Here is a 21,772-nt window from a genome sequence, read left to right on the forward strand (position 1 = left end):
TTCTGTTCTCGGTTTTCATCTTGTAGGGATTCTTGCTTTTTCCCTATCTACCCAGATATTTTTCTTTTTGGCAACCCTTGTCTTGTCAGGTTTTGACCCACTTGTGTCCGTCAGTCAGGGTGTAGGGTGTGGGGTGTGGGGTGTAGGGTGTAGGGTGTGGGGAGAATAAATAAAATAATCTCCCGACTCCTGACTCCTATCTCCTGACTACTGACTACTGACTCCTATCTCCCGACTCCCGACTCCTGACTACTGACTACTGACTCCTATCTCCCGACTCCTATCTGCTGACTCCTGACTCCTGACTCCTGACTTCTAACCCAATTTTGGACAAAGATAAGTAAAAATTATTTATTGACCGTAAAAACTTGAGAATATTTAAATTAACATTCCGCAATATTTATAAATTCTTAAGAATTAATTGAGAAATATTTTTATTTAACAACGATGTTATGCTGGTTACAGCGATTTGATAGAATTTCATAATGGGTTGTTTTGTGCTTTTTTGGCCAGCAATGGTTGAAACCCTTGTCAAACCTAGAAGGTGATCCTAATTAAAACGGGTAAATCAGTCAATTTCACCCACAACGATGATCTTTTTTTTATGTAGTTTTGTTGCAAAAAAAAAGTTTTTTTGACAAAAAGCACAAAGTATGATATGCACCAAAGGTGTTTCTGGTTGCGAGTAATTATTGTAGAGGGGGGAGATGGGAGAATAAATAAAAGCAATCTCCTGACGACCGACTACTGATAACTGATAACTGATAACTGATAACTGATGAAAAGATTAGCTTGGTTCGATCGCTTAGTGTTAGCGACTATTTTGGCTTTAATTGCGGCGATATCGTCGATTTTGATCCAGGGAAATCAAGTCCCGACCCGAGGGGAGAATTTTAGCTGGCAAGGGCGAAAAATCGGCGTTAGGGACAATTATTTTACTTTAAGTTTTAATCGGCCGATTGACCGTTCAGACATAGAAACCAGCTTGGTGATCAATCCTCCCTTACCGGGTAAAATTAGCTGGGCCGGAGATCGCTTGACCTATACTTTGACAGAATTGCCCATCTACGGCAAAAAATATCAAGTAAAGTTACCTATTGCTCAAGGTGAGGACTTTATCGGCGAATTTTACAGCCACGATCGAGCTTTTGCCTATATTGGGGTCAACCAAGAGGAAAGAGGCCGTTTAATCGTCTGTAATATCATTCAGGGGCCAAATAACGTCACAGAACTGAAAAAAACCATCCTTACCCCTGGGGATCTGGTGGTCACGGATTTTCAAATCTATCCGAGGGGGGATAGAATTTTATTCTCGGCCTTCGATCGCTCTGACTTAGGACGAGATACCCCAAAACAGCAACTTTACACAATTACCACGGGTTTAAATCATGACGAAAATAGTCAAAATTTGCCCAGTGGTCGTATAGAAAGGTTTTTAGATGCGAAAACCTATCAAAATCTGCGTTTTAATCTCTCAGATAACGGCAAAACCCTAATCGTGCAGAGAATTAATCATGGGAATCCGGGGGATGCCAGTTTATGGGTAATCAGCGATGATCGACAATCGCGACCGTTAGGAATGCAAGGGGATAATTTTTTACTATCTCCCGACGGTAAAAAAGCGGTTGTCAGTCAAACGGGAGGGGTAGCGGTGATTCCTTTGGATGTACAAGGGGGAAAACCGCAATTTTTGCCCACCTATGACAAAATCCTCGCTTTTTCCCGGGATGGTCGCCAAAAATTAATGGTGAAATCAGAACCGGATAATCAGCGATCGCTATTTCTGCTCAACGATCGGGGAGAGTCAAGACTACTATTAAGAACAGCTAATCCGATTATTAGCTGTGAATTTGAACCGCGACAAGAAAAAACCCTTTACTGTCTGAAAAGCGATCTGGTTATGGGCAGCGATGGCAAGGTGAAAGAAGAACCATTTTTAGCGATTATTGAGCTAAAAACGGGTAAAATGATCCCCCTGCTCGCCTTACCTAATTATCGTGACGTGCAGATGAGTATGTCTCCCGATGGCGTGGCTTTATTATTTGATCAGTTAGCAACCATACCCTTTGGAGTCGGAAATGATTTAGTCACTGGGGAGGGGTCGAGCATTGCCGATGGTCGTCTCTGGTTATTACCGCTTCCTGATCAATTCAGTCCCAATAGCATCCCGAAAATTTTACCTCAAGAACTCAACGCTGGTTTTAAACCCCGTTGGCTGCCCTAATACAGCAGAATTAAGGAGTTAGGAGTCAGGAGACAGGAGAGAAATCTTTCCCTAATCAGGTGACTCGGAGAATGCTGACTCCCGAAAACGAAAACCTCATACCTCACCATTAAGATAAGTGCTATATGCTACTTCAGCGATTTGCTTTTTTATTGCGTCCTAGTGGCGATATCGAGATCGAGCGGGGGATTCGGACTTTATTAGCCATCACAGTGCCGATTATTATTGGTGATATTTTAGATCGGTCAGAAGTGGGGTTAATGGTCGGTTTAGCGGCTCAAACCTTGATTTTAGCTGATGTGGGGGGACTTTACTGCCTGAGAGCGAAAACCCTAGTCGCTACGACTATCGGGATGGCTCTAGCTTTGATTATCGGCACATTAGCCAGTGCTTGGCTAGGATTGACCGTAGTGATAGTTTTTTGTGGGTTGTTTCTAGCGGGTTATTTGACGGTTTACGGGGAAAATGGGGCGTTAGCTGGGGTAGTAATCAGTTTATTGCTGCTTTTGGCCGTTTCTTTGCCATCGGGAGATATGGTCGTCGCTTTACAACGGGCCGGAATCGCTGTTTTGGGAGGGGGATGGACAATTTTTTTGGCCCTGTTTATCTGGCCTTTTCGTCCTAATCAGCCTTTACGTCAGGTAACGGCGGAAAATTTTCAGGGTATCGCCACCTATCTCCGTTCTTTGCCTTTACACTCTCGTTCTAATGCTCATGAGGAGCCATATTTTGACCAAATTCGCCAACTGTTGCTCCGTTCGAGGAAAACTGTCACCTTGACGCGTCGGGGACGTTGGGGAAAGAATGAGCTGCGGGAATTGTTAATCGTCTTGATTGAAGATAGCGATCGCATTAATACCAGCTTAATTGCGCTGCGAGAATTGCTTCATCTTCATCCCTTGCCACAACTGACCACGGTGGGTATTTTATTAGAAGATATTCTCGTGCAAGTGGCGGAAATTAGCGAAGATATTGCTGGGTTAATTTTGGGTAGAAATAAACAACCGGATTGTGAGCGCTTGCAGCTATTACTCAAGGCGATCGAGCAACAAAAAAACCTGCAAGCTAAAGTTTTAGAAAATGCTCAGGACGATTATAGCAGTTATGTGGCAATTTCCCAATTAAATAATCGTTTAAAAAAATTATTTAAACAGCTAAAAATAGCCAGTGAAACAGCGCAACATTTGCGGCAAAGCGAGGAATTTTCAGATAAAAAGAATCCCTGGCAGCGGAACTTTGAAGGGATAGAAAAAGAGTACGGTCAAGAAAAAGCTTGGTGGGAACCATTAAAATCTAATTTTAATCTAGAATCGCCCCTATTTCGTCATGGTTTACGCTTGGGTTTGGGAAGTGCGCTAGGAGTTTTGATTTACAATAAGCTAGGAATTACCCATAGTTTTTGGATTGGTTTAACCTTAGTTATTGTGTTAAAACCAGATTTTAGCTTGACTTTTCAACGCTTTTTTAATCGGGTGTTTGGCACGATTTTAGGCTCGTTTTTTGTTTTGGCACTGTTGCGAATTATAGATAATCCGCTCTGGTTAGAAGTTATTGGGGTTATTTCTATAGCGATCGCTTTAACTTTGGTGCGGTTTCACTATAGTTTAGCCGTATTTTTTATCACAATTTTTGCTTTAATTATCAGTCGTCTCGATACCAGCAATGACGGGATTAATTTAGAGTATATCAGAATAGTTTATACTTTAATCGGTAGTGCTTTAGCTTTTGCACTTTCCTTCGGTTTTTTACGGTTTAATGAAGATGAACGTTTTTCCAGAGCTGCCATTAAAGCATTAGAAGCTAATCAAGTATATTTTCAGTCAGTTATGGCAGTTTATTTAGGAGAATCATCCTATCAAACTGCAATTTTATCTTCCCATCGCAATAAAGCTCGACGAGCAAATACAACTATGCAAACGGCCCTACAAAGATTAATTGATGATCCTAGCACGCCTTTTCCACAAATGGAACCAGCAATAACTTTAAGTAATTATATTCCTCGTTTTGGTCGCGGAGTGACAGTTTTATTGACGGAATTGGAACAATATCGCGGTAGTCCTCCCCATCCTAATCTAAGTCTGTTTACGCAACAAATAACCCAAGCTTTGACGCAATTAACCCAAGCTTTGCAAGCAAATAATCCTCCTTCTCCCTTACCTTCCCTCGAAGATACTTTAGAAAATATCCTCGATCATTTGCAAGAATTGCGAGAGGAAAGGTTAGTGGAAATTGGCCATCAAAAAGAGGGAACTAATCTCCAAAAATATTTAGGGGATTATAATATTGTCACCACGGAACTTGTGGAATTATCCAATCGTGTTGGGGTAATGAACACAGCAATTGATCGTTTTATTAGAAGTTAAAATTTAGTTATTATAACCAGGGTGTATCTGATTTTTGTAAATCTACTGAGTTGGGTATTTTTAAAGGGAAACTGTCTTCTAAAATTGGTCATTACTTCCGATTTTATCACTCAATCCAAGCTTTTGGTGGGTTCTACCTCCCAAACCCCTAGGGTTGATTCAGAGTAGGGTTGATTCATGAATCAACCCTACCCAAACCCTGGAGCGCATTAGTTTTTCGGTGAGATGCTTACACGCGATTGTTCATATTTTTGTACCAATTTAAGAGTCACTGATAATTGCTGGTTGTCTGTATTTGTGCAAAGGTGAGATGCACCGATTTAGCAGTCAGGAGGGAAATCGATTAACTTCGATAATTTCCGTATATTCAAAATTATTAGGACTGCGTTTCACCAGAGAATAATCAACACCATGAAGATTAATTAAGTCCTCTTGACAATCTGCTTTCGGAGAATTATAAACTAACACATATTCTTTACCAATATAGGGAGAAATCTCGGTTTCTACTTCTCCTCTCCATTGAGTTTTTGTCACTAAAACAACTAACTGATTGGCTAATTTAGGAATAGCGATCGCAACTTGCCGACGATAGATATGATCAAGACTACCAAAAGGGGAATCCATCACCAGAGGAAAAGTGCTGCTATCAATTCCCATCAAAGTATTTTTCTGACTCCATTCGCGCACTCGATCGATAATTCCCCCGATAAAAGATAAACTGAGAATCTGATTTTCTCCGGTGGAAGCTGCCACGGGAATCGCGAATCCTGTGGTATTTTCTAATAATCTTACCTCGTAATCGGGACTAATACGGGGAATATAGGGAGTAAAAGAAATTGAGTTAAAGATTTCCTGTACCCGTTTTTCTAAGGACAAACGAAACTGATTTTCTAATCTCTGTCTTACCTCACTAATGCGATTAATTGCCTCTTGAGTCGCTAAAATACGTCGTTGTCCTAAATTATATTTTTGCTCTTTTTGTTGCTGTTTCTGTACCTGTTTTTGCAGGGATTCTAACTCTTTTTCATAGATATCTAGTTGATTTTTATTGCTGCCCTGTTCCAAGCGTAAATCTTTTAGGGAATCCTCGATCGCATCTAAGCGAGATTGCAGATTTTTAATATCTTCATCGGGATAATGGCGAAATTTATCCCGCACTTCATCTAATTCTGATTCTACTAAAGATAATTCTAAGCGCCATTGGTGAATATTAGCTTGATAATTATCCACTTCTTGCCAAAAATCTAAGACTTTTTTATCCATTTCTTTGACTGTGGAAGATAAGCGAATGGCCGCTTCTTCTACATCGGCCATTCCTGCTTTATTCATCCAATCTTGTACCTGTAAATAAGCTTGGCTATTTTCCTGTAATTCCTGACCACAAATACATTTTTTCCGATCTAATAATTGTTGGACAAATTGCTGTTTGATACCACTGGGTAATTCCCCTTGTTGTCGTAGGCGATCGATTAATTGCTGAAAATTTTGATTAATTCCTTTTAAAAAGACTTGATAAGCTTGCTGAGAAATTAATTTCTTTAACTTATCCTTAGTTCTGACTAAATCTTGCCGCAGATTTCTTTCCTGTTGTTCTAATTTTTCTTTTAACTGTTTTAATTCCTCGGCACCACTTAACTCTAGTAAGCGATTAGTCACGGCTTTTTTTAATTCTTCTTGCTGGGATAACTGGCTAATAATATCTTGCTGACGCTGTTTTAATTTCTCGAAATCCTGCTCAATTTTACTTTCCTGTTTTAATAACTTTTTTAAATCCGATTCCCCTAAATCTTTAAGCTCATCTTGTAAAGATTTCTTAGCTTTTTTTAAATGCTCGATCGCTCGATCTAATACTTTAACTCCCAATAATTCTTTTGTATCTTCGGCGATTTTACCTTGACTACTACTGCGGAATTGATGATCAATATATTCCCCATCAAAAAAGAAATAACGGTGTAAACTTTCCGGTAAAATTTGATTAATAATATCCTCCGCTGGTTGATTGGGTGTGTACCAATTGCCATCATCACCAGCGTAGAGCATATATAAACTATTTGAACCGTATTTAATTTTACTATTTACATCTTGATAGGCGAAAAATTTTCGTTTTACCTGATAGCGTTTATTTTCATGTTCAAAGTTTACTTCTGCGGAACATTCTATGGAAGTTCCCGTACTTACTTCCGTAATTGCCCGTTTATTAACTAATAACTCTGGTTCGGCAAAAGCTGCTGTAAATTTTTCATAAAGAACCCAAGTACAAGCATTTAAAATGGTTGTTTTTCCCGCCCCATTATTGCCATAAATTACCGTTGTATTGCGAGAACTTGCCGCTAAATGTATCTCAGGAGTCTTACCATAAAATTGTCGAAAATTACATAACTTTATTGATAGTAGTTTCATATTTATATAAAGGGGATGATGGGGAAGTGGGGGAGTGGGAAGTGGGGAAGTGGGGAAGTGGGGAAGTGGGGGGATGGGGAAGTGGGAAGTGGAGCATTTGGATGAAATTTCCCTAAACCCCTAAATCCCTATCACCCTATCACCCCAAAACCCTATCACCCTATCTCCTGACTCCTGATAGCTAAAAGCTAATTATTGGATTACTTCTTTAATAATCGTTAAAACATCATCATTGATATTGCGAGGATTGCGCTGGTATAACTTATCTCTTTCCAATTTTAAAACTCGATCGATGATTTTTCGCACATCTTCGGGAGCGTTTAAAATCGGTTCTTGGATATTTTGGAGATTATTATCAGGATTAGTCATAGGGCAGATTTTTTAATATTTACAGCCGCGGCATTTCCAACAAAATCCCTGCCAGGGTACGTTAATCTACTACTAACGCACCCTCACCCTAGATTGTTTCTCTAAACGAAACTTAAATAGGGTAACTTTTGTGCGGTAGATTCAATCAGATCGAGATTTTGTAAAAGCTGTCCGCAGGTATCCCAACCCCCTTCTATTAACATCTGTCGGGAACCTTCATTCATAGAGACGGTAGCGACAAAATCCCCCCATTCTACTGTCATGGTTGTCAAGGAAAGATCGACGGGAATTTCGGGATTAGCTGCAATTAAATCCTGTAAATGGGTGATGGTTTTTGCCTCAGCAGTGACACAGGGAACCCCATTAGCGATACAATTGCCAAAAAATATTTCGGCGAAACTTTCCCCGATAATTGCTTGAATTCCCCAACGTAAAATCGCTTGCGGTGCGTGTTCCCGAGAAGAGCCACAACCAAAATTACCATTAACTACCAAAATTTTCGCCCCTTGGTACTGGGGTAGATCGAAAGGATGACTCCCCTGTAAAGCGGCTCGATCATCGGCGAACACTTGTTCTCCTAAACCTTCAAAGGTGATACAACGCAAAAAACGAGCCGGAATAATGCGATCGGTGTCAATATCGTTGCCTCGCAAGGGTAAAGCTCGTCCGGAGATGGTTTTAACTTGACTCATGATCTTTTTCTAACTTTTACTAGCAGTGACAAAAAAAGTGGTTGCATCTTGCCATACTCCCTGATCGGTGGCATTTTTCTCGATTTCTCGGCGATAATCGTTGCTCATCTTCTCTGCTGCCCAATTATCGACAAAGACTGACCCAATTGACTTAAATTAAGAGCATGGCCGCCGGTAACTAGATAAACTGCGTCTGCTATTGTGCCAATTCTACGACAGAGATCGCCTAAACGATCGCGAAACAGACGACCGAGGGGATAAGCGGGAACCACACCCCAACCGGTTTCTTCCGCTACCAGAATAACATCAACCGCCGCATTTTTGAGGGAATACAAGAATCGATCGCTGATTTCTAACCATTCAGCTGCCGACATTTCTAAACAATTGGCTACCCAAGTACCGAGAGAATCGATCAATAAACAGTGAGAAAATGGGCTATTATCAATAGTTTCGCTTAATTGTCGGGGAATTTCTTGGGTTTGCCATTGGGGGGAACGTCGCTGCCGGTGTCTTTCAATGCGATCGCACCATTCTTGATCTTTTTCATCCACCGAGGAGGTGGCGATATAAATAACGGGTTTTTGGCTGATTTTGGCTAAATATTCGGCCCATTCACTTTTTCCAGAACGGGCAGCCCCTGTAACTAGGATAATTTTTTCATCCACGATCGAGATTTTGGCAAATAACTAAAGTATATAGGGGAGAAAACTGTCCTATTCTGCATCATCCAAACGGTGAATATCATCATCTCCTAAATATTCGCCATTTTGTACCTCGATCATCACCAGAGGAATAGAACCGGGGTTTTCCACCCGATGACGGGTATTCATGGGAACGTATGTAGATTCTTTTTGTTTGAGGAGAGTTTCTTTTTCATCACAGATTACCCGCGCTGTGCCGGAGACGACAATCCAGTGTTCACTGCGATGGTAGTGCATTTGGGTACTCATGTGATGGCCGGGTTTAATGACAATGCGATTGATGCGATACCGGGGACCTTCCTCCAATACCGTCACTGTTCCCCAGGGGGGAGTCCGCGTCATTTCTATGTCTTGGGGATAAGGGGAGGGATCATTAATTAAGTCATCCATGGTGGTGGTCTCCAAACTTGATTAACATTCTAGTGGACAATAATCAGTAATCAGTTATCAGTGAACAGTAATCAGTGAACAGTGAACAGTAATCAGTTATCAGTGAACAGTAATCAGTTATCAGTGAACAGTGAACAGTAATCAGTGATCAGTGAACAGTAATCAGTTATCAGTGAACAGTAATCAGTGATCAGTGAACAGTAATCAGTTATCAGTGAACAGTAATCAGTTATCAGTGAACAGTGAACAGTAATCAGTGAACAGTAATCAGTGAACAGTAAAAAGACAGCAGTAAACTGCCATTTGATGATGATCACTTAATACACACTGCTCACTTAAAACTTAAAACTCAAAACTGATAACTGATCACTGATCACTGATCACTGAACTCTTGACAGATGGCTCGGTTTGTGCTAGGCGATTAGCCATTTGTACCAGATCGACTCCAGTAGCTTGACGCAATTGTTCAGCAAAGGCAGTCATTTTGGGGACAAGATTACTATCACCACCGTCCACTACCGTCACCGTTTGTACCTGCAATTCTGGTACACTGGCGGCCATTAATTTCAGCAATAACTCCAATTTTTGGTATAAAAAGATGTTTTTAGCGTTATTTCCCGCTCCTTGCCAAGAGGCCGCTAATTTTTTGGTTCCTTCCGCTTGCGCTTTCCCCTGTTCGATAATTTTGGCTGCTTCCCCCCGGGCTTTTGCGATCGCTTGTTGACATTCCGCTGCCGCCGGGGCGATCACATCTGCTTGTAATTGCTGTTTCACCTGCTTAATTCGGGCAGTTTGTACCGCCACTTCTGCCTGTACTTTAGCTAAATCGGACATAACCACCGATTCTACCTCGGCAATCATGGCGCCGCGCTTAGTTTGAGTGTCGCGCACCCGTTTTTCTGCGTCAGCTTTGGCTATTTCTAAATCTTTTTGGATACGACGCAAAGCGGTTAGGCGTAGATTCTCGGAATCCTTGATAATCGATGTTTTTCGGGCTTTTGCTTCTGCTATCCGGGCATCTCTCTGTAATTCGGCTTTTTGCTTCCGTCCGATCGAATCCAGATAACGCACCTCATCGGAAATATTCTGGATCTGCAAACTATCCAAAACTAAACCCAATTTTTCCAGATCCTGTTCCGCTTCTTCTAGGAGACTTTTAGCGAAAGCAATCTGATCGGAGTTCGCTTGTTCTGGGGTTAAATTCGCCAAGACACCGCGCAAATTGCCCTCTAGGGTTTCTTTAGCCAATTGTTCAATTTCCTTGCGTTTCTTGCCCAATAAACGCTCGATCGCATTATGAATAATCGGTTCTTCCCCGGCAATTTTAATATTCGCCACCCCAGTGACGATCAACGGCACACCGCCCTTAGAATAGGCATTAACCACCCTGAGATCGATGATCATGTTGGTCAGGTCCATTCGATACACTTGTTCTAGCATAGGTAAACGAATACTGCTGCCCCCTTTTACCAAACGATAACCGATGGTTTTGCCCGTGGCCGTGGGACGACGACTGCCGGCAAAAATTAAGACTTCACTCGGTTGACAGATGTGGTAATAGTTACGGATGACTAATAAACCCGCACCTGTCCCTAAACCGAAAACTCCCAGTAAAACAGCGATAATTTCCATAGATTTTATTACGGTCGATGCTCGGATCAAATTAACTAAATTGTATCCGTCAATTTCCAACTTTGACAGACCAGTAGTCTAGTAGGGTGTAGGTACATCGAAAATTAAAATAAGCAATGATAGAGTAAAATCCCCTAGTTTTATCTTGACTTCAATCAAATTGCTTCTAAAATCTACACATAACTTTATTCGTAGAGCAAATTATTCGATGTATGAATAATCTCAAAAAATCTCTCGGCATTTGTTCACCGTCGCTTCTTCTGCTGTGGGTGTCCCCGAACCCACGGGTGTTCTTGGTTATATCACACTGGGCGGTTTAATGCTACTAGGGGGTGCTGTCCGCAAAGCGAGAAAATAATGTCCCAGAGAGAGGAGGCGCGGGTTTCCTCTCTCTTTTTTGGGGGGGTTTTAGCTTCAGGTTTCAGGATCTATCCCTAATTCCCGCAATCGTGCCGCTAGTTGTTCTGCTCGTTGTTTAGCCGCAGAAGCCTCTTGTTTAGCCGCAGAAGCCTCTTGTTTAGCCGCAGAAGCCTCTTGTTTAGCCGCAATTAACTCCTCATCGGCAAGGGGAATCAACTCTCCCTCCAGCGTCAACCAGCGTAACCATAGCCGCTCAATTCCCCGATAGGAACCTTGCCACAAACCTAAGCTCAATTCTAGTGGAGGAATCGGTAAGCGTCCCTCCACTAAAGTCACGGGTTGGTAATGACCATCTACCAGTTCAAACGCTTGAAGTTGGTTAGTATAGCGGCTAAAAACTACATAGTAGGGAACCTGCAAAATCTGTTCATAAACTGTCCACTTAGTTGGCGGTTCTTCTGGTTGGCGTAGTTCTTCTCCTAAATCTTGATTTTCCGTACCTGGAGACAATAATTCCACCACAATCGCAGGGGAAACCCCTTCCTGCCAAATCACATAACTTAAGCGCAGGTCATGGCCATCGTAGAGGCGAGGAACACCAACCACCCCAAACCAATCGGGACGCTTGTACCATTGGGGGTGTCTGACATTGTAGTAAAGGTTGAGGTCAGCGGCACTAAAAACTAGGTCTGGTTCCCAGTTGGGAGGCTGGAAAGTCAGCAGTAATAACTGAGGTTGTAATAGGTGAAATTCGTCAGGCAAACCGGGTTCCAGTGGATTGTCACTAGGTAAATCGTACATCGTCGGCAAGGATTGCCGGGAGGAAAGGGGAGGGTCAGATTGGGGAATGGTGAAGCTAGGTGTAGTCATTTCAGTTATCAGTTATCAGTTATCAGTTACCACTCAGACCTCTCAAACATTGTAACTGTGATTACTGTAGAAACCCAACACCCAATCGCCAAATCTGTCTGAATCGGTGATCGCTATTTTGACTCTCTCGTTACTCTTTGTTGGGTTTCCTTGCGTCAACCCAACCTACAATAAACTGCTAATTCTAACGGAAAATTACGGTTTTATATTTCGTTGTTTTTCTGCAATTTCTAAAAGCACTTCCTCAAGACTTGGCTCAAGGCTTTCTTTGATGTCATCAACCTCGTGTTTATGATGGGGGAAAGTGGCAATCTCAACATGATGGGGTGCATTAAGCTTAGACGCATTTAAGTTTCCTACTCGTATCCCTATCTACAAGGCGTTCCAGGATATTAAAGTGCAATGTAAGTGCGTCTAAGCTTATCATAACGGAAGATCATAGTTTGAGATTCGTTCATGTAATGATAGCGATATTTGATCTTTGGTTTTGTGTCAGTATTTTTTACTTCAATAAAGTCTAAGCGATGATTATTCTCAAAAATAATTGAACCATTAATATAACCTTGACTTGCGTTATAAATTTTCTTGGTCAGTGATAAATATCTCACATTTGGAAATTCTCGAATGGTTTGTTCGATTTGCAAGAAATAGGCCTCAATCATTTTAATTCTTGGAGATTAGCCTCGTTTTGAAGAAGCATTTCATATAGTCCAGACCAAACTATAAAATCCGATTCATCTCCTAAAATACCGCAAGAAAATTGCTGATAAAATTCTGCGGATGTCATTTGATATTGTTTTTCCAGAGCTGCTAAATCTAATTTTAGATTCAAATTGCTTTTTTGTAATTCGGCAATCTGATAATCAATAATGCTTTGGGCAAATTTTTCTTGATCTTTGATAGAGTTTAAAATCTTTTTAAGGCGTTTTTCCGTTTCAGGCTGAACAGATAGATGAAAATCTAACATAAACTGTCTCATTACCACAAATCAAGCGGGATTTCATTCTAGCAAGCGTCAGCCCTGGGGGAGAGGAATGTAAATATTTATTAAATTGTAGCTTTTAATACAATGTGGGGGGGGAAGTGTGTATCCTCTTGACTGTTAGGTTCGCTGGTCATTGTTTTGGGTTGCCCTATCCCTTAACCCAAATCTAAATGTCAGGCACTCAAATCATCTACCATTAACCCTTTTTGATGAAATTACAACTCGGAATTGTCTCTGGAGTTGCCCTGGCGACTCTGGTAACGGCTAGTGCAGCACAAGCTGCTTTGGTGGTCGTCCCCCCATCTCTGGCTCCCGGCGCTCAGTATCGTTTGGTGTTTTTGACTGACAGCACACGGAATGCAACAAGCACCGACATCAACGACTACAATACCTTTGTTACTAATGATGTAACACCAACATCAGCTCTCGCAATTGCTCTGAATGCTGCTGGACTGACGACCACTTGGAAGGCGATCGGTTCGACCGCGTCAGTTGATGCCCGTGATAATACGGGTACTAATCCATCTACGGGTACGGGTGTTCCCATCTACGCCATTGATGGCAACCTGATCGCCAACAATAATGCAGATCTGTGGGATGGTCAGATCAACTTACCAATCTATACAACACCTAATGATTTATCGAGCATTAGTGATGTTTGGACTGGCTCCCTATCCGATGGTTCAGGGGCAGTAAGTACCTAGGCAAAATTATTTACACATGACGATCATTGCCCCGTAAGGGTTTTAGCTCGATCGGGCAGGTAATTAATTTTGCATGACTACTTATTGCAGTCTTCCCCCTTGGGTGGGGTTTCCCCGTTCTACCCTAATAGTAATTATGGAAATAGTGGTGCTACTTATGGCAATTGGATAAATGCTGGGGATGGGGATTATTCTCAAGTGTTCCGAATGTATGGTCTCTCCAGCATCTTGACTGTACCGACCCCGCCCGCGCCCGTTTCGGTCCCCGAACCCACGAGCCTTCTTGGTTATATCACACTGGGCGGTTTAATGCTAGGAGGTGCTGTCCGCAAAGCGAGGAAATAATGCCTACAAGGGAGAGGAGACGCGGGTTTCCTCTCTCTTTTTTAGGGGTTTTTGATACCTGGCACGAAGTAGTCGTCCCTGATGACAGAGGTGGTGCGTTACGGCGAATTTTAATTTTGTTTTTTTGACCAAATTGATAGCCGCAAACACGCACCCTACGCTCTAGCAACTTGGGTTAAGTATTAAATTGCTCAATCCAACCTACAAACTACCCTGTAATCTTGATTGAACTAACAGCGTCATTTTCATGATTTATTTCTGGCATTTTTGGAGCGATCATTATCGTTAATTTCAATCCTAAAGCTTGAAGCCAGGAGGTTAGTTGATTCATGGCTTCAGGTGCAGGTTTTTGCATTAGTTCTTCCAATTGCTGCGCCTGAATTTTGATTTGTTCTGGTGTTAGATTTTGAGGGCCAAGGACTTCTAGGACGTGATTGAACGCGAGTCTGAGTAATTCTGATTCAAATTCATATTCATCTCCCTCGAGATGAGTTTCCAGATAAACTGCTGCATAATGGGAATCTTTAAGAGATTCGATCAGGGAATCATGATAACTATCACTGACTGGCATTTTCTCGGCTCCTATAGTCTTGCCAATATTTTTGGGCTATTTCAATGTCTTTAGCTTGCGTTTTTTTATCTCCTCCACACAGGAGTAAGATAATCGTTGTTCCGATTTGTCCAAAGTAAACGCGATAACCAGAACCATAGTCTATTCGTAGTTCATAAACTCCTGCTCAAAGCTGATTTATAATCCCCTAAGTTACCTAAATTAACCCGGTTTAGGCGTTGAGCAATTTTAGTTTTAGCCTTAATATCCCGCAAAGAATCGAGCCATTGGGCCAAGGGAACTTTGCCGTCACTGGTAACATAACGTCGAATTTCTCTGGGTTGAGCCGCTATGGGATAATTATAGCAGTTATACTATTTTTCTAAAGTAATGGCAGATATGGTTAATTACCCTCACCCCCAACCCCCCACCCCCCTTATCAAGGGTAGGGTTGATTCATGAATCAACCCTACCCGACATCGTAGAGCAGGGGGGTGGGAGAGGGGAGTATTTAGAAAACGGGTTTCTTTCAGAAACCCGTTTTCTAGGGGTGGGAGTATGTCAAACTAAAAAGTAAAGCTTAGACAGCCCATCTTTATCATGCCAGATCAGCCAATCTCGATCGCCCAATACTACCACGAGCGGACCAAATACGACCCCCAGACGATCGCCTCAAAAAGTAAAGGTCTTGATTGGAGTCAACAACCCTATCCCTTCAAAGAATACAAAATCGGTCAGACTTTCGATCTCAAACCCTACCTCTCCCGTCAAGCAGTTCCCCAAAAAGGAGACTTTTGGCGACGTATATCGCGAATTTTGGGCTGTAGCTATGGTTTAACTGCCAAAATCGCCACTATGGGTAGTCCCTTGTACCTGCGTTCCGCACCCTCTGCTGGTGGATTATACCCCGCCGAGGTTTATCTGATCTCCCGTGGTACGGAATTTTTACCCGCCGGTCTCTACAGTTATCAAGGTCAAAGTCACTCGCTGCTTTTATTCTGGGAAAGTGATGTCTGGACGAACCTGCAATCTGCTTGTTTCTGGAATCCTGTTTTAGAAAATACCGATATCGCTTTAGTTACCAGTGCCATTTTTTATCGATCCGCTTGGCGCTACGAAGATCGAGCTTATCGGCGTATTTTCCTAGATACAGGGCATTTATTGGGCAATATTGAGCTATCAGCCTCGATTAATGACTATCGCGCTCATTTAATCGGTGGTTTTAACGATAGTCAGATGAATGAATTGCTTTATCTTGATTCCGAGAAAGAAAGTGTCATGACGGTGATTCCTTTGGCAGATCTGCTCAATATCCGACAAAATCTCCCCCCTAGTACCACGGCACTCCCTTCGGCAACCACGACTCTTTATCCCAAAATTGCCGAGGGGGAATTATTAAACTCTCTACACCGAGCGACTATCATAGCCACAGATGAGAAGATAGAAGCAAATATTACCCCCTCTAATTGGGAAGATAAATATAATTTTCCTTTTTGTCTAAAAGTTTCCGTGACATCCCGTCCCGTCAATTGGGGGGAAGATTTAATCGATCTGGAAAGTACGATGCTTAAACGCAGATCTACCCGCGCTTATAGTGGTGCTAGTCTCAGTTTAGACGAATTGCGAGCGCTGCTGCATTTTACCTATCAACCCCAAGATTATGCCGACCAAAATCTCGATCCCAATCCCGATTATTTTGATCTAGACTTATTGGAAACTTTTATCGCTGTTTCGGCAGTAACTGGATTAGAGGAAGGCTGTTATTATTATGCTCCTAAAGCTCAAGAATTGCGGCAAATTCGCTTTAAAAATTTCCGGCAAGAGTTACATTATCTCTGTTTAGGTCAGGATTTGGGACGGGATGCGGCTGCTGTGGTTTTTCATACGGCGGATCTGTCAAAAGCAGTGGCTAAATACGGCGATCGAGTCTATCGTTATCTTCATGCAGATGCGGGTCATTTGGGACAGAGATTAAATTTAGCAGCTATTCATCTGGGGTTAGGGGTTAGTGGTATCGGTGGTTTTTTTGATGATCAAGTTAATGAAGTGTTAGGAATTCCCTCCGATGAAGCGGTTATCTATATCACTACTTTAGGCCGACCAAAAGTTTTTTAAGGTGAGTTTGAACCACTGAAGGGGTGACAAGGAGGTTGAGGTCATAGTAATCTGTACCTTGACAGATGCACTTTCTCGCTGGGACGTATTTTGTTTAAAGGTTAATCCAACTACGCACCATTTGTCGAGGTTTTCCTGAATTTTTAAAAGCGGTTCTATTGTGGCATAAAAAGCGATTATTAACGTAAAATACATCACCTTTTTTCATTTTGAAGCGGACTGTATTTTCCGGTTCTGAAAAAAAGTTGTCGATTATGTCAAGTGTTTTTGTGATAGCTTCCGGTTGCGCTATTTCTAGTTTGGAGTAAGCAACTTCAATCCAGTACCGCATATAACGAAAAACCAGACCCCGAGAATCTGTTGAGAATAAGGGGAAATTATTCTTTTGAATAGCTTCTTGAGAATTAATCTCTCCCGGTGTAATCACATCCCTCGCCAAAGGTTCGTAGAGACAGGAAACTAGGTCTGTATGGTTTTGCCAGAAATATTGATACAAATTGGCGGCGTTTACTACTAGGGAATCTCCTCCCTCATCCGCAGCATCAAGACAGAGTAAGCCAACAATATCAGGGAAGTAGTTTTTGTCTGTACTATCGGTATGATAGCCAGTTTCTGCATTCGTCATCGAAACGGGTATAGCTTCTTTAGTGTAATCCATTCCTCGATCGATTACATCAAAAAAATAGCCATAGCGGTGGTTTAGCAGTCCAAAAATGCGAGAAATAAAAGCATAAATTAACCGCATTTCTGTTTCTGTTAATGCTGAATCTAATCGAAAAATAATTATTCCTGGTTCCTGGAGCAATTTCTCACGAAACGGTAGGAAAAAATCAAGATTTTTATTGACTGTTTCCCGTCCTATTTCGTTGGGTTTGTCAAGCCATCTCTGATTGCTTCTTTTTAGTAAATCCAAGACTAATGATTTGGGTAAATGAAAAAATAGTTGAGAAGGATCGGGCAATTTTTTCCAAATCAGTAATGAAATATTAGGATCGGAAATTGGTATAATCATTTTTGAATCTTGAAGGCAACGTGAAGGGGAAGGTCAATAAGCGGAGTAAAAAATTCTGGGTCTAGTTCTAAATGTTTCTGATTAATTTTTAGTTCATAAACTTCTGGCATTTTTGTGAAGGCTGCTAAACGAAGAGATGTGAAGTAATCTTCCATAGTTTTATGAACACATTGCACGGCGACGGCTTTTCTATCTCTGCGCCAAATCTCACCGGGGAATAATTGATTGCGTCCGGAAAAATAGCCAGCTTTCGGTTTAAAATAAAAGGGAAACTTATCTTTTTTCAGAAAAGGTAAAGAGGGATGGGGGACGGCGAACAGGAAATAGCCACCGAATTTCAAAAGTTGGTAGGCTTTCTGCAGCGTGCTAATAGTTTCTGAAACATTTAAGTAGTTGAACAGAAACATAGCCAGAACTAAATCGTATTGTTCGGACTCAGTGACCGCAAAATCACGAATATCACCAGCTTCATAGGAAGCATTAGTAATCTGATGCTCGTTTTTTTGAATCAAGGCCTGCTCGATCATTTGCGATGAAATATCAATCCCATGAACAGATTGAGCGCCTCGGTTAATTAACTCTCTTCCTACATAACCTTCCCCACAGCCTAGATCTAATATATTCTTGTTGACAATCGGTTCACATAAATCAATGACAAAGGGACGTGCGGAGTAATCAGAAAGCAAAATCGGTTCTACTCGTTTCCAGTCTCCTGCGCTTTCGTCGTAAAGTTTTTTGGTTTCTTGTGTTGCTTTCATACCTATCTAACGTGATAAAATTTGCACTAATTTTGTTTTAGTCTAGCACTGTGTAAGTAATTACCCATAAAACTTTTACCAGTTAATCCAAAATCAGCTATCGCCAGAAAAACCAGATCTTCTTCTCCTAAGTTCACAGATTGATGCACACACCAACGGGGAATAACAGCAAAAGTACCCGGTTCGACTTCGTTTTCGTATTGATCAACAATAACTTTTCCTTGACCCTGAAGAAATACAAATACGGTTTCATGTGCGTGTCTGTGCATTTCATTCGCCTTTCCTGGCTTGACTATAACTAGGCGTGGATCTAAAACTTCTAGATCAAATGGTAGGCGAAATACGTTAAAATCAATATTGAGTTTATCAACCTTATTGTTGTATAAGGCTTCTAAGTTGCTGGCGCTGATTGTTGAAATAAGCTCTTTACCTTCTTGCACATGAGTCAAGCTTTTTTGTTCATTGATTTTTTCGGTCAATGCTCCCAGTCGCACTGTTTGAAAATCATGGTAAAGTTGTGATGCAAGCCTTAATATTGTTTGAGAGCATTGGCATTCATTAGATGGATCTGCAAGCCAATTTAACAGGTTCAGAACTTCTTCTTTGTGCTTTTCCGTTTGCATCCCGTATAGCAAAAGTGAACTCAATCCGGGTAGTAGTTTTTCCACTGGAACAGTAGATAAGTCTTCCGTCAATCCAATACGCACGTCATTGATTTGATGCAATAAAAGTTCCTGTTCCTGATTAGACAGCTTTTTGCCTTTAATCATTTTAGTGAAAAGCGTAACAATCTTGAGTTGGTCTGATGATGTCAAAGATTTATCTAACGCCGACGCACGTTCATACATATTGTCCCAGTAAGCAGCACGTAGATTTAAGGCTTTTAACATTCCTTTCCGTAATTCCAGAACAGCCTGTTCGCTTTCACTGGCTAATTCTTTAGCAATCTCAACTAAAGTTAAGCTGTGTTCATCCTCCACTTCTGTATGTAAAGGAAAAAATACATATTGCTGCAAGGATAATGATGTATGTTTTTTGATCGCTTCAATAATGTGTTTGTAGATAAATTTAACAACAGATTCAGTCCCTAAACCTATCGCTCCAATAGCTTGGAGTGAACTTCCATTCTGGAGCAGCGATAAGAATGATTCACGCCAGATTTTTGCTTCAACACAAGGCGTTTGCGTGCTATCTACTCCCATAGCTTCTTGAAAACGATTGAATAACTGTGGGTGAGGGATTTCCTGTACCCACTCATCCTTAATACCTAATTTACGGATTGCTTCCAGATCTTGATCGTGTAGATGTCCGTTTTCTTCAGCTAAGTTCTTGAGCAGGTGATTTCGATGAGTGGGATTTTCTAGCTTTGATATTACTGCTGTTAAATAACGGGAAAACCAGTCACTATAAGCTCCGTATTGACTGGCAAAGTCTTTGAGAACTTCATCAGTATGTTGAAATTCTCCTTTTTCTAAAGCAAGTAAATAGGGGTGATTAATTGCTCGATGGCTTAGTGCTTCCTTGATTAAATTTTCCATTTTTTCTCATTCCTCGATAGCCGCCCCTTTTTAAATACTATCACAAAATTGGCCAATTGTCGATAGCGTTTGAGATGCGCTCACCCTGGGTTAAATATAGCCAGGCTGACAGTTTTCCGCGGGTTATCCCAGAAGGATTAAGAATAAACCACAGAGGCACAAAGAACACAGAGGGGAAGATAGAGTGTTCTTGTTTAAGATTCTCTGAGATTTTCCCTCTCTAATTCGATTAAATTATCGATTTTTTTTAGCTTGGCATCCCCAGCAAGATAACCGATCCCGCGATGTAAATGTAAGCGAAATTGTTGAGTTAGAGTTTCTTTATCGGTTCCTAATCCGTCTTGATGACAACGTTGTTTGAGGGCAATTAAGAAAATATCGGCCATTTCTCCCCCGAATACTTTCCAAGATAATTCTACATTGCTATCGGCAGGAATGGGAACGGGAGAGGGGAGACTCGGTTCAGCAAGGGAACGACAAAAAGCCCAACGACAGAGGATATTCCATTGGTCAATTTTGGTGTAGCGTTTTAATTTTATGAGGCTATCTTTGGCGGTTTGAGATAGTCGAAAACGTTCGATCGGTGATTCCATAATCTATAATTTTACCTCGCTCTGACCGATGAGAAAATAGTTAGTCATTCTCAATCCTGTTTAATAGGATAGTGGAAAGTGGGGAGCTTTTTTTCAGTGTTCAGTAAACAGTAATCAGTGAACTGATAACTCGCATCTGATAAATGATAACTGATGAGTCCATCTCACATTTGCAGAAATACCGGCAATCGGCAATTATCAGTGACTCTTAAATTATTACAGATATATCAGCGGCTGTCTGTAAGCATCCCACCGAAAAACTAATGCGCTCCGGGGTTTGGGGGCGGCGCCACGACCCCAACGGGAGGTTTGGGGGGTAGAACCCCCCAAAGGCTTGGATTGAGCGATAAAATCGGAAGTGATGACCAATTTTAGAAGATAGTTTCCCTTTAAAAATACCAACTCAGTAGATTTACAAAAATGAGATGCACCCAATTTTACCCCCGATCACTCGATAACGGCTCTTCGGTTTGTGTTATGCAATGGACGGGGGTTATAAGGGATGGAACCCTTATAGAGAAAGGCATTTAGCGATTTTTGTCAATTGTTTTTATCTAGAGCGAACTAATCAATTAAGTCTCTTGCCAGATAAGGATTTAGTCGATTTATGCCCCCCTATCGAACCATAACAAGTAACGAAGAGCCTAAATTTTTAATTCCTGTAACTAATCCCTCGATACTATCGGGTTCAACTAAAAAACCAGTTTTTCCATCTTCGATAATTTCTACCGGACCACCGCGACGATAGGCAACTACGGGAACACCACAGGCTAAAGCTTCAATAGCCCCGTTACCAAAAGCCTCAACCCAGCGCGGGGTCATCAACAGGCCAAAACAGTCGCCTAACTCTTTTTGAAGGCTCTCGGTGGGCAAAAAACCGCGATAATCGACTAAATCGAAATTATAGTTATCCTGTAAATTTTGCCAGTAGAGAAGATCGGAAATATGACCGAAAACCCGTAAAGGTAAGCTAAAACGCACTTAAACCACCTAAAATAGAAATAGTAATTTTAGAAAAATCCTACTTATGCCAGCTAAAGATTTCCTAGATTTAGAAGAAAAGAAAAACTTACAAAAAGCTCTTAAAGAAGAAGAAAGAGCAGAAGTTAGGGAAAGAATTTTAATGTTTCTCTTGCTGAACGACGGAAAAACTCAACGAGAAATAGCTGAG

At 41.4% G+C, this 21,772-nt stretch carries 18 protein-coding genes and 5 pseudogenes; 6 read left to right on the top strand and 17 right to left on the bottom strand.

Annotated elements, in window-relative coordinates:
- Positions 1-778 precede the first annotated feature (778 nt).
- Together EWV66_RS16790 and EWV66_RS16795 are read left to right on the top strand one after the other, a co-directional pair.
- The gene (locus EWV66_RS16790) at positions 779-2,224 is read left to right on the top strand and encodes an Ig-like domain-containing domain (protein ID WP_052277545.1); all 1,446 of its coding nucleotides are present in this window, start codon (positions 779-781) and stop codon (positions 2,222-2,224) included.
- 125 nt (positions 2,225-2,349) lie between these two features.
- Entirely contained in the window at positions 2,350-4,587 is a 2,238-nt protein-coding gene (locus EWV66_RS16795) for an FUSC family protein (RefSeq protein ID WP_052277546.1), read from the top strand.
- 327 nt (positions 4,588-4,914) lie between these two features.
- Here the strand turns inward: EWV66_RS16795 and EWV66_RS16800 are convergent, their stop codons facing one another.
- From EWV66_RS16800 to EWV66_RS16825, 6 genes are all read right to left on the bottom strand, one after another.
- Positions 4,915-6,987, bottom strand: coding sequence for an AAA family ATPase (locus tag EWV66_RS16800; protein ID WP_185237558.1), 2,073 nt, complete (start codon positions 6,985-6,987; stop codon positions 4,915-4,917).
- A 192-nt stretch (positions 6,988-7,179) separates the two neighbouring features.
- Positions 7,180-7,356: a hypothetical protein gene (locus EWV66_RS16805; RefSeq protein WP_002737666.1), complete on the bottom strand. Its 177-nt coding sequence runs from the start codon at positions 7,354-7,356 to the stop codon at positions 7,180-7,182.
- Between the two features lie 101 nt (positions 7,357-7,457).
- The gene (leuD, locus tag EWV66_RS16810; RefSeq protein ID WP_052277548.1) at positions 7,458-8,048 is read right to left on the bottom strand and encodes a 3-isopropylmalate dehydratase small subunit; all 591 of its coding nucleotides are present in this window, start codon (positions 8,046-8,048) and stop codon (positions 7,458-7,460) included.
- Between the two features lie 104 nt (positions 8,049-8,152).
- The gene (gene cobU, locus EWV66_RS16815) at positions 8,153-8,713 is read right to left on the bottom strand and encodes a bifunctional adenosylcobinamide kinase/adenosylcobinamide-phosphate guanylyltransferase (RefSeq protein WP_052277549.1); all 561 of its coding nucleotides are present in this window, start codon (positions 8,711-8,713) and stop codon (positions 8,153-8,155) included.
- Positions 8,714-8,761: 48 nt separating this feature from the next.
- A complete protein-coding gene (locus tag EWV66_RS16820; protein WP_002790158.1) occupies positions 8,762-9,139 on the bottom strand; it encodes a phosphomannose isomerase type II C-terminal cupin domain in 378 nt (125 codons plus the stop codon).
- A gap of 366 nt (positions 9,140-9,505) precedes the next feature.
- Positions 9,506-10,771: a flotillin family protein gene (locus tag EWV66_RS16825; protein WP_052277551.1), complete on the bottom strand. Its 1,266-nt coding sequence runs from the start codon at positions 10,769-10,771 to the stop codon at positions 9,506-9,508.
- A gap of 265 nt (positions 10,772-11,036) precedes the next feature.
- Between EWV66_RS16825 and EWV66_RS16830 the strand changes: the two are divergent.
- Positions 11,037-11,129 (top strand): annotated as a pseudogene (locus EWV66_RS16830) (PEP-CTERM sorting domain-containing protein); the annotation flags it as partial.
- A gap of 56 nt (positions 11,130-11,185) precedes the next feature.
- On the opposite strand, the gene EWV66_RS16835 reads toward EWV66_RS16830, so the two are convergent.
- From EWV66_RS16835 to EWV66_RS16850, 4 genes are all read right to left on the bottom strand, one after another.
- Positions 11,186-12,001 carry a Uma2 family endonuclease gene (locus tag EWV66_RS16835; RefSeq protein ID WP_052277552.1) on the bottom strand — a complete coding sequence of 272 codons (816 nt, stop codon included), beginning with the start codon at positions 11,999-12,001 and terminating at the stop codon, positions 11,186-11,188.
- Positions 12,002-12,196: 195 nt separating this feature from the next.
- Positions 12,197-12,373, bottom strand: a complete 177-nt coding sequence (locus tag EWV66_RS24465; protein WP_369800478.1) for a toxin-antitoxin system TumE family protein — start codon at positions 12,371-12,373, stop codon at positions 12,197-12,199.
- 20 nt (positions 12,374-12,393) lie between these two features.
- A complete protein-coding gene (locus EWV66_RS24470; RefSeq protein ID WP_249264819.1) occupies positions 12,394-12,663 on the bottom strand; it encodes a toxin-antitoxin system TumE family protein in 270 nt (89 codons plus the stop codon).
- On the bottom strand, positions 12,660-12,968 hold the full coding sequence (locus tag EWV66_RS16850; RefSeq protein WP_052277553.1) for a hypothetical protein: 309 nt from the start codon (positions 12,966-12,968) through the stop codon (positions 12,660-12,662). Before EWV66_RS16850 ends, EWV66_RS24470 begins: the two co-directional genes overlap by 4 nt.
- Before the next feature lie 227 nt (positions 12,969-13,195).
- Between EWV66_RS16850 and EWV66_RS16855 the strand changes: the two are divergent.
- Positions 13,196-14,035 (top strand): annotated as a pseudogene (locus tag EWV66_RS16855) (PEP-CTERM sorting domain-containing protein).
- Between the two features lie 208 nt (positions 14,036-14,243).
- On the opposite strand, the gene EWV66_RS16860 reads toward EWV66_RS16855, so the two are convergent.
- Both EWV66_RS16860 and EWV66_RS24210 read right to left on the bottom strand, forming a co-directional pair.
- Complete coding sequence (locus EWV66_RS16860; protein WP_052277554.1) at positions 14,244-14,606, bottom strand: hypothetical protein; 363 nt, start codon at positions 14,604-14,606, stop codon at positions 14,244-14,246.
- Positions 14,593-14,938 (bottom strand): annotated as a pseudogene (locus tag EWV66_RS24210) (type II toxin-antitoxin system RelE/ParE family toxin). The gene EWV66_RS16860 and the pseudogene EWV66_RS24210 overlap by 14 nt, the downstream one beginning before the upstream one ends.
- Before the next feature lie 247 nt (positions 14,939-15,185).
- On the opposite strand from EWV66_RS24210, the gene EWV66_RS16870 reads away from it, so the two are divergent.
- Complete coding sequence (locus tag EWV66_RS16870; RefSeq protein ID WP_052277556.1) at positions 15,186-16,700, top strand: SagB/ThcOx family dehydrogenase; 1,515 nt, start codon at positions 15,186-15,188, stop codon at positions 16,698-16,700.
- A gap of 94 nt (positions 16,701-16,794) precedes the next feature.
- Here the strand turns inward: EWV66_RS16870 and EWV66_RS16875 are convergent, their stop codons facing one another.
- The 5 genes and pseudogenes from EWV66_RS16875 to EWV66_RS16895 all read right to left on the bottom strand — a co-directional run.
- Positions 16,795-17,712, bottom strand: a complete 918-nt coding sequence (locus EWV66_RS16875) for a TauD/TfdA family dioxygenase (protein ID WP_287108042.1) — start codon at positions 17,710-17,712, stop codon at positions 16,795-16,797.
- Positions 17,709-18,470, bottom strand: a complete 762-nt coding sequence (locus tag EWV66_RS16880) for a class I SAM-dependent methyltransferase (RefSeq protein WP_052277558.1) — start codon at positions 18,468-18,470, stop codon at positions 17,709-17,711. Before EWV66_RS16880 ends, EWV66_RS16875 begins: the two co-directional genes overlap by 4 nt.
- A 26-nt stretch (positions 18,471-18,496) precedes the next feature.
- The gene (locus EWV66_RS16885; RefSeq protein WP_287108040.1) at positions 18,497-20,008 is read right to left on the bottom strand and encodes a cupin domain-containing protein; all 1,512 of its coding nucleotides are present in this window, start codon (positions 20,006-20,008) and stop codon (positions 18,497-18,499) included.
- A 194-nt stretch (positions 20,009-20,202) separates the two neighbouring features.
- Positions 20,203-20,601 (bottom strand): DNA sulfur modification protein DndE, encoded by a 399-nt coding sequence (gene dndE, locus EWV66_RS16890; protein WP_002735106.1) that lies wholly within the window; start codon positions 20,599-20,601, stop codon positions 20,203-20,205.
- A gap of 645 nt (positions 20,602-21,246) precedes the next feature.
- Positions 21,247-21,579, bottom strand: a pseudogene (locus EWV66_RS16895) (glycosyltransferase); the annotation flags it as partial.
- A 49-nt stretch (positions 21,580-21,628) separates the two neighbouring features.
- Here EWV66_RS16895 and EWV66_RS16900 point away from each other — a divergent pair.
- Positions 21,629-21,772, top strand: a pseudogene (locus EWV66_RS16900) (IS630 family transposase); the annotation flags it as partial.

It is taken from the genome of Microcystis sp. M_OC_Ca_00000000_C217Col (genome assembly GCF_007095585.1).
In the GTDB taxonomy this organism is placed as follows: Bacteria; Cyanobacteriota; Cyanobacteriia; order Cyanobacteriales; family Microcystaceae; genus Microcystis; species Microcystis panniformis.

What these genes read in the sequence shown, in the direction of transcription:
- EWV66_RS16790 (WP_052277545.1), top strand. Translation starts at nt 779, where the DNA reads ATGAAAAGATTAGCTTGGTTCGATCGCTTAGTGTTAGCGACTATTTTG.
- EWV66_RS16795 (WP_052277546.1), top strand. Translation starts at nt 2,350, where the DNA reads ATGCTACTTCAGCGATTTGCTTTTTTATTGCGTCCTAGTGGCGATATC.
- EWV66_RS16800 (WP_185237558.1), bottom strand. Translation starts at nt 6,987, where the DNA reads ATGAAACTACTATCAATAAAGTTATGTAATTTTCGACAATTTTATGGT.
- EWV66_RS16805 (WP_002737666.1), bottom strand. Translation starts at nt 7,356, where the DNA reads ATGACTAATCCTGATAATAATCTCCAAAATATCCAAGAACCGATTTTA.
- leuD (WP_052277548.1), bottom strand. Translation starts at nt 8,048, where the DNA reads ATGAGTCAAGTTAAAACCATCTCCGGACGAGCTTTACCCTTGCGAGGC.
- EWV66_RS16820 (WP_002790158.1), bottom strand. Translation starts at nt 9,139, where the DNA reads ATGGATGACTTAATTAATGATCCCTCCCCTTATCCCCAAGACATAGAA.
- EWV66_RS16825 (WP_052277551.1), bottom strand. Translation starts at nt 10,771, where the DNA reads ATGGAAATTATCGCTGTTTTACTGGGAGTTTTCGGTTTAGGGACAGGT.
- EWV66_RS16835 (WP_052277552.1), bottom strand. Translation starts at nt 12,001, where the DNA reads ATGACTACACCTAGCTTCACCATTCCCCAATCTGACCCTCCCCTTTCC.
- EWV66_RS24470 (WP_249264819.1), bottom strand. Translation starts at nt 12,663, where the DNA reads ATGATTGAGGCCTATTTCTTGCAAATCGAACAAACCATTCGAGAATTT.
- EWV66_RS16850 (WP_052277553.1), bottom strand. Translation starts at nt 12,968, where the DNA reads ATGTTAGATTTTCATCTATCTGTTCAGCCTGAAACGGAAAAACGCCTT.
- EWV66_RS16860 (WP_052277554.1), bottom strand. Translation starts at nt 14,606, where the DNA reads ATGCCAGTCAGTGATAGTTATCATGATTCCCTGATCGAATCTCTTAAA.
- EWV66_RS16870 (WP_052277556.1), top strand. Translation starts at nt 15,186, where the DNA reads ATGCCAGATCAGCCAATCTCGATCGCCCAATACTACCACGAGCGGACC.
- EWV66_RS16875 (WP_287108042.1), bottom strand. Translation starts at nt 17,712, where the DNA reads ATGATTATACCAATTTCCGATCCTAATATTTCATTACTGATTTGGAAA.
- EWV66_RS16880 (WP_052277558.1), bottom strand. Translation starts at nt 18,470, where the DNA reads ATGAAAGCAACACAAGAAACCAAAAAACTTTACGACGAAAGCGCAGGA.
- EWV66_RS16885 (WP_287108040.1), bottom strand. Translation starts at nt 20,008, where the DNA reads ATGGAAAATTTAATCAAGGAAGCACTAAGCCATCGAGCAATTAATCAC.
- dndE (WP_002735106.1), bottom strand. Translation starts at nt 20,601, where the DNA reads ATGGAATCACCGATCGAACGTTTTCGACTATCTCAAACCGCCAAAGAT.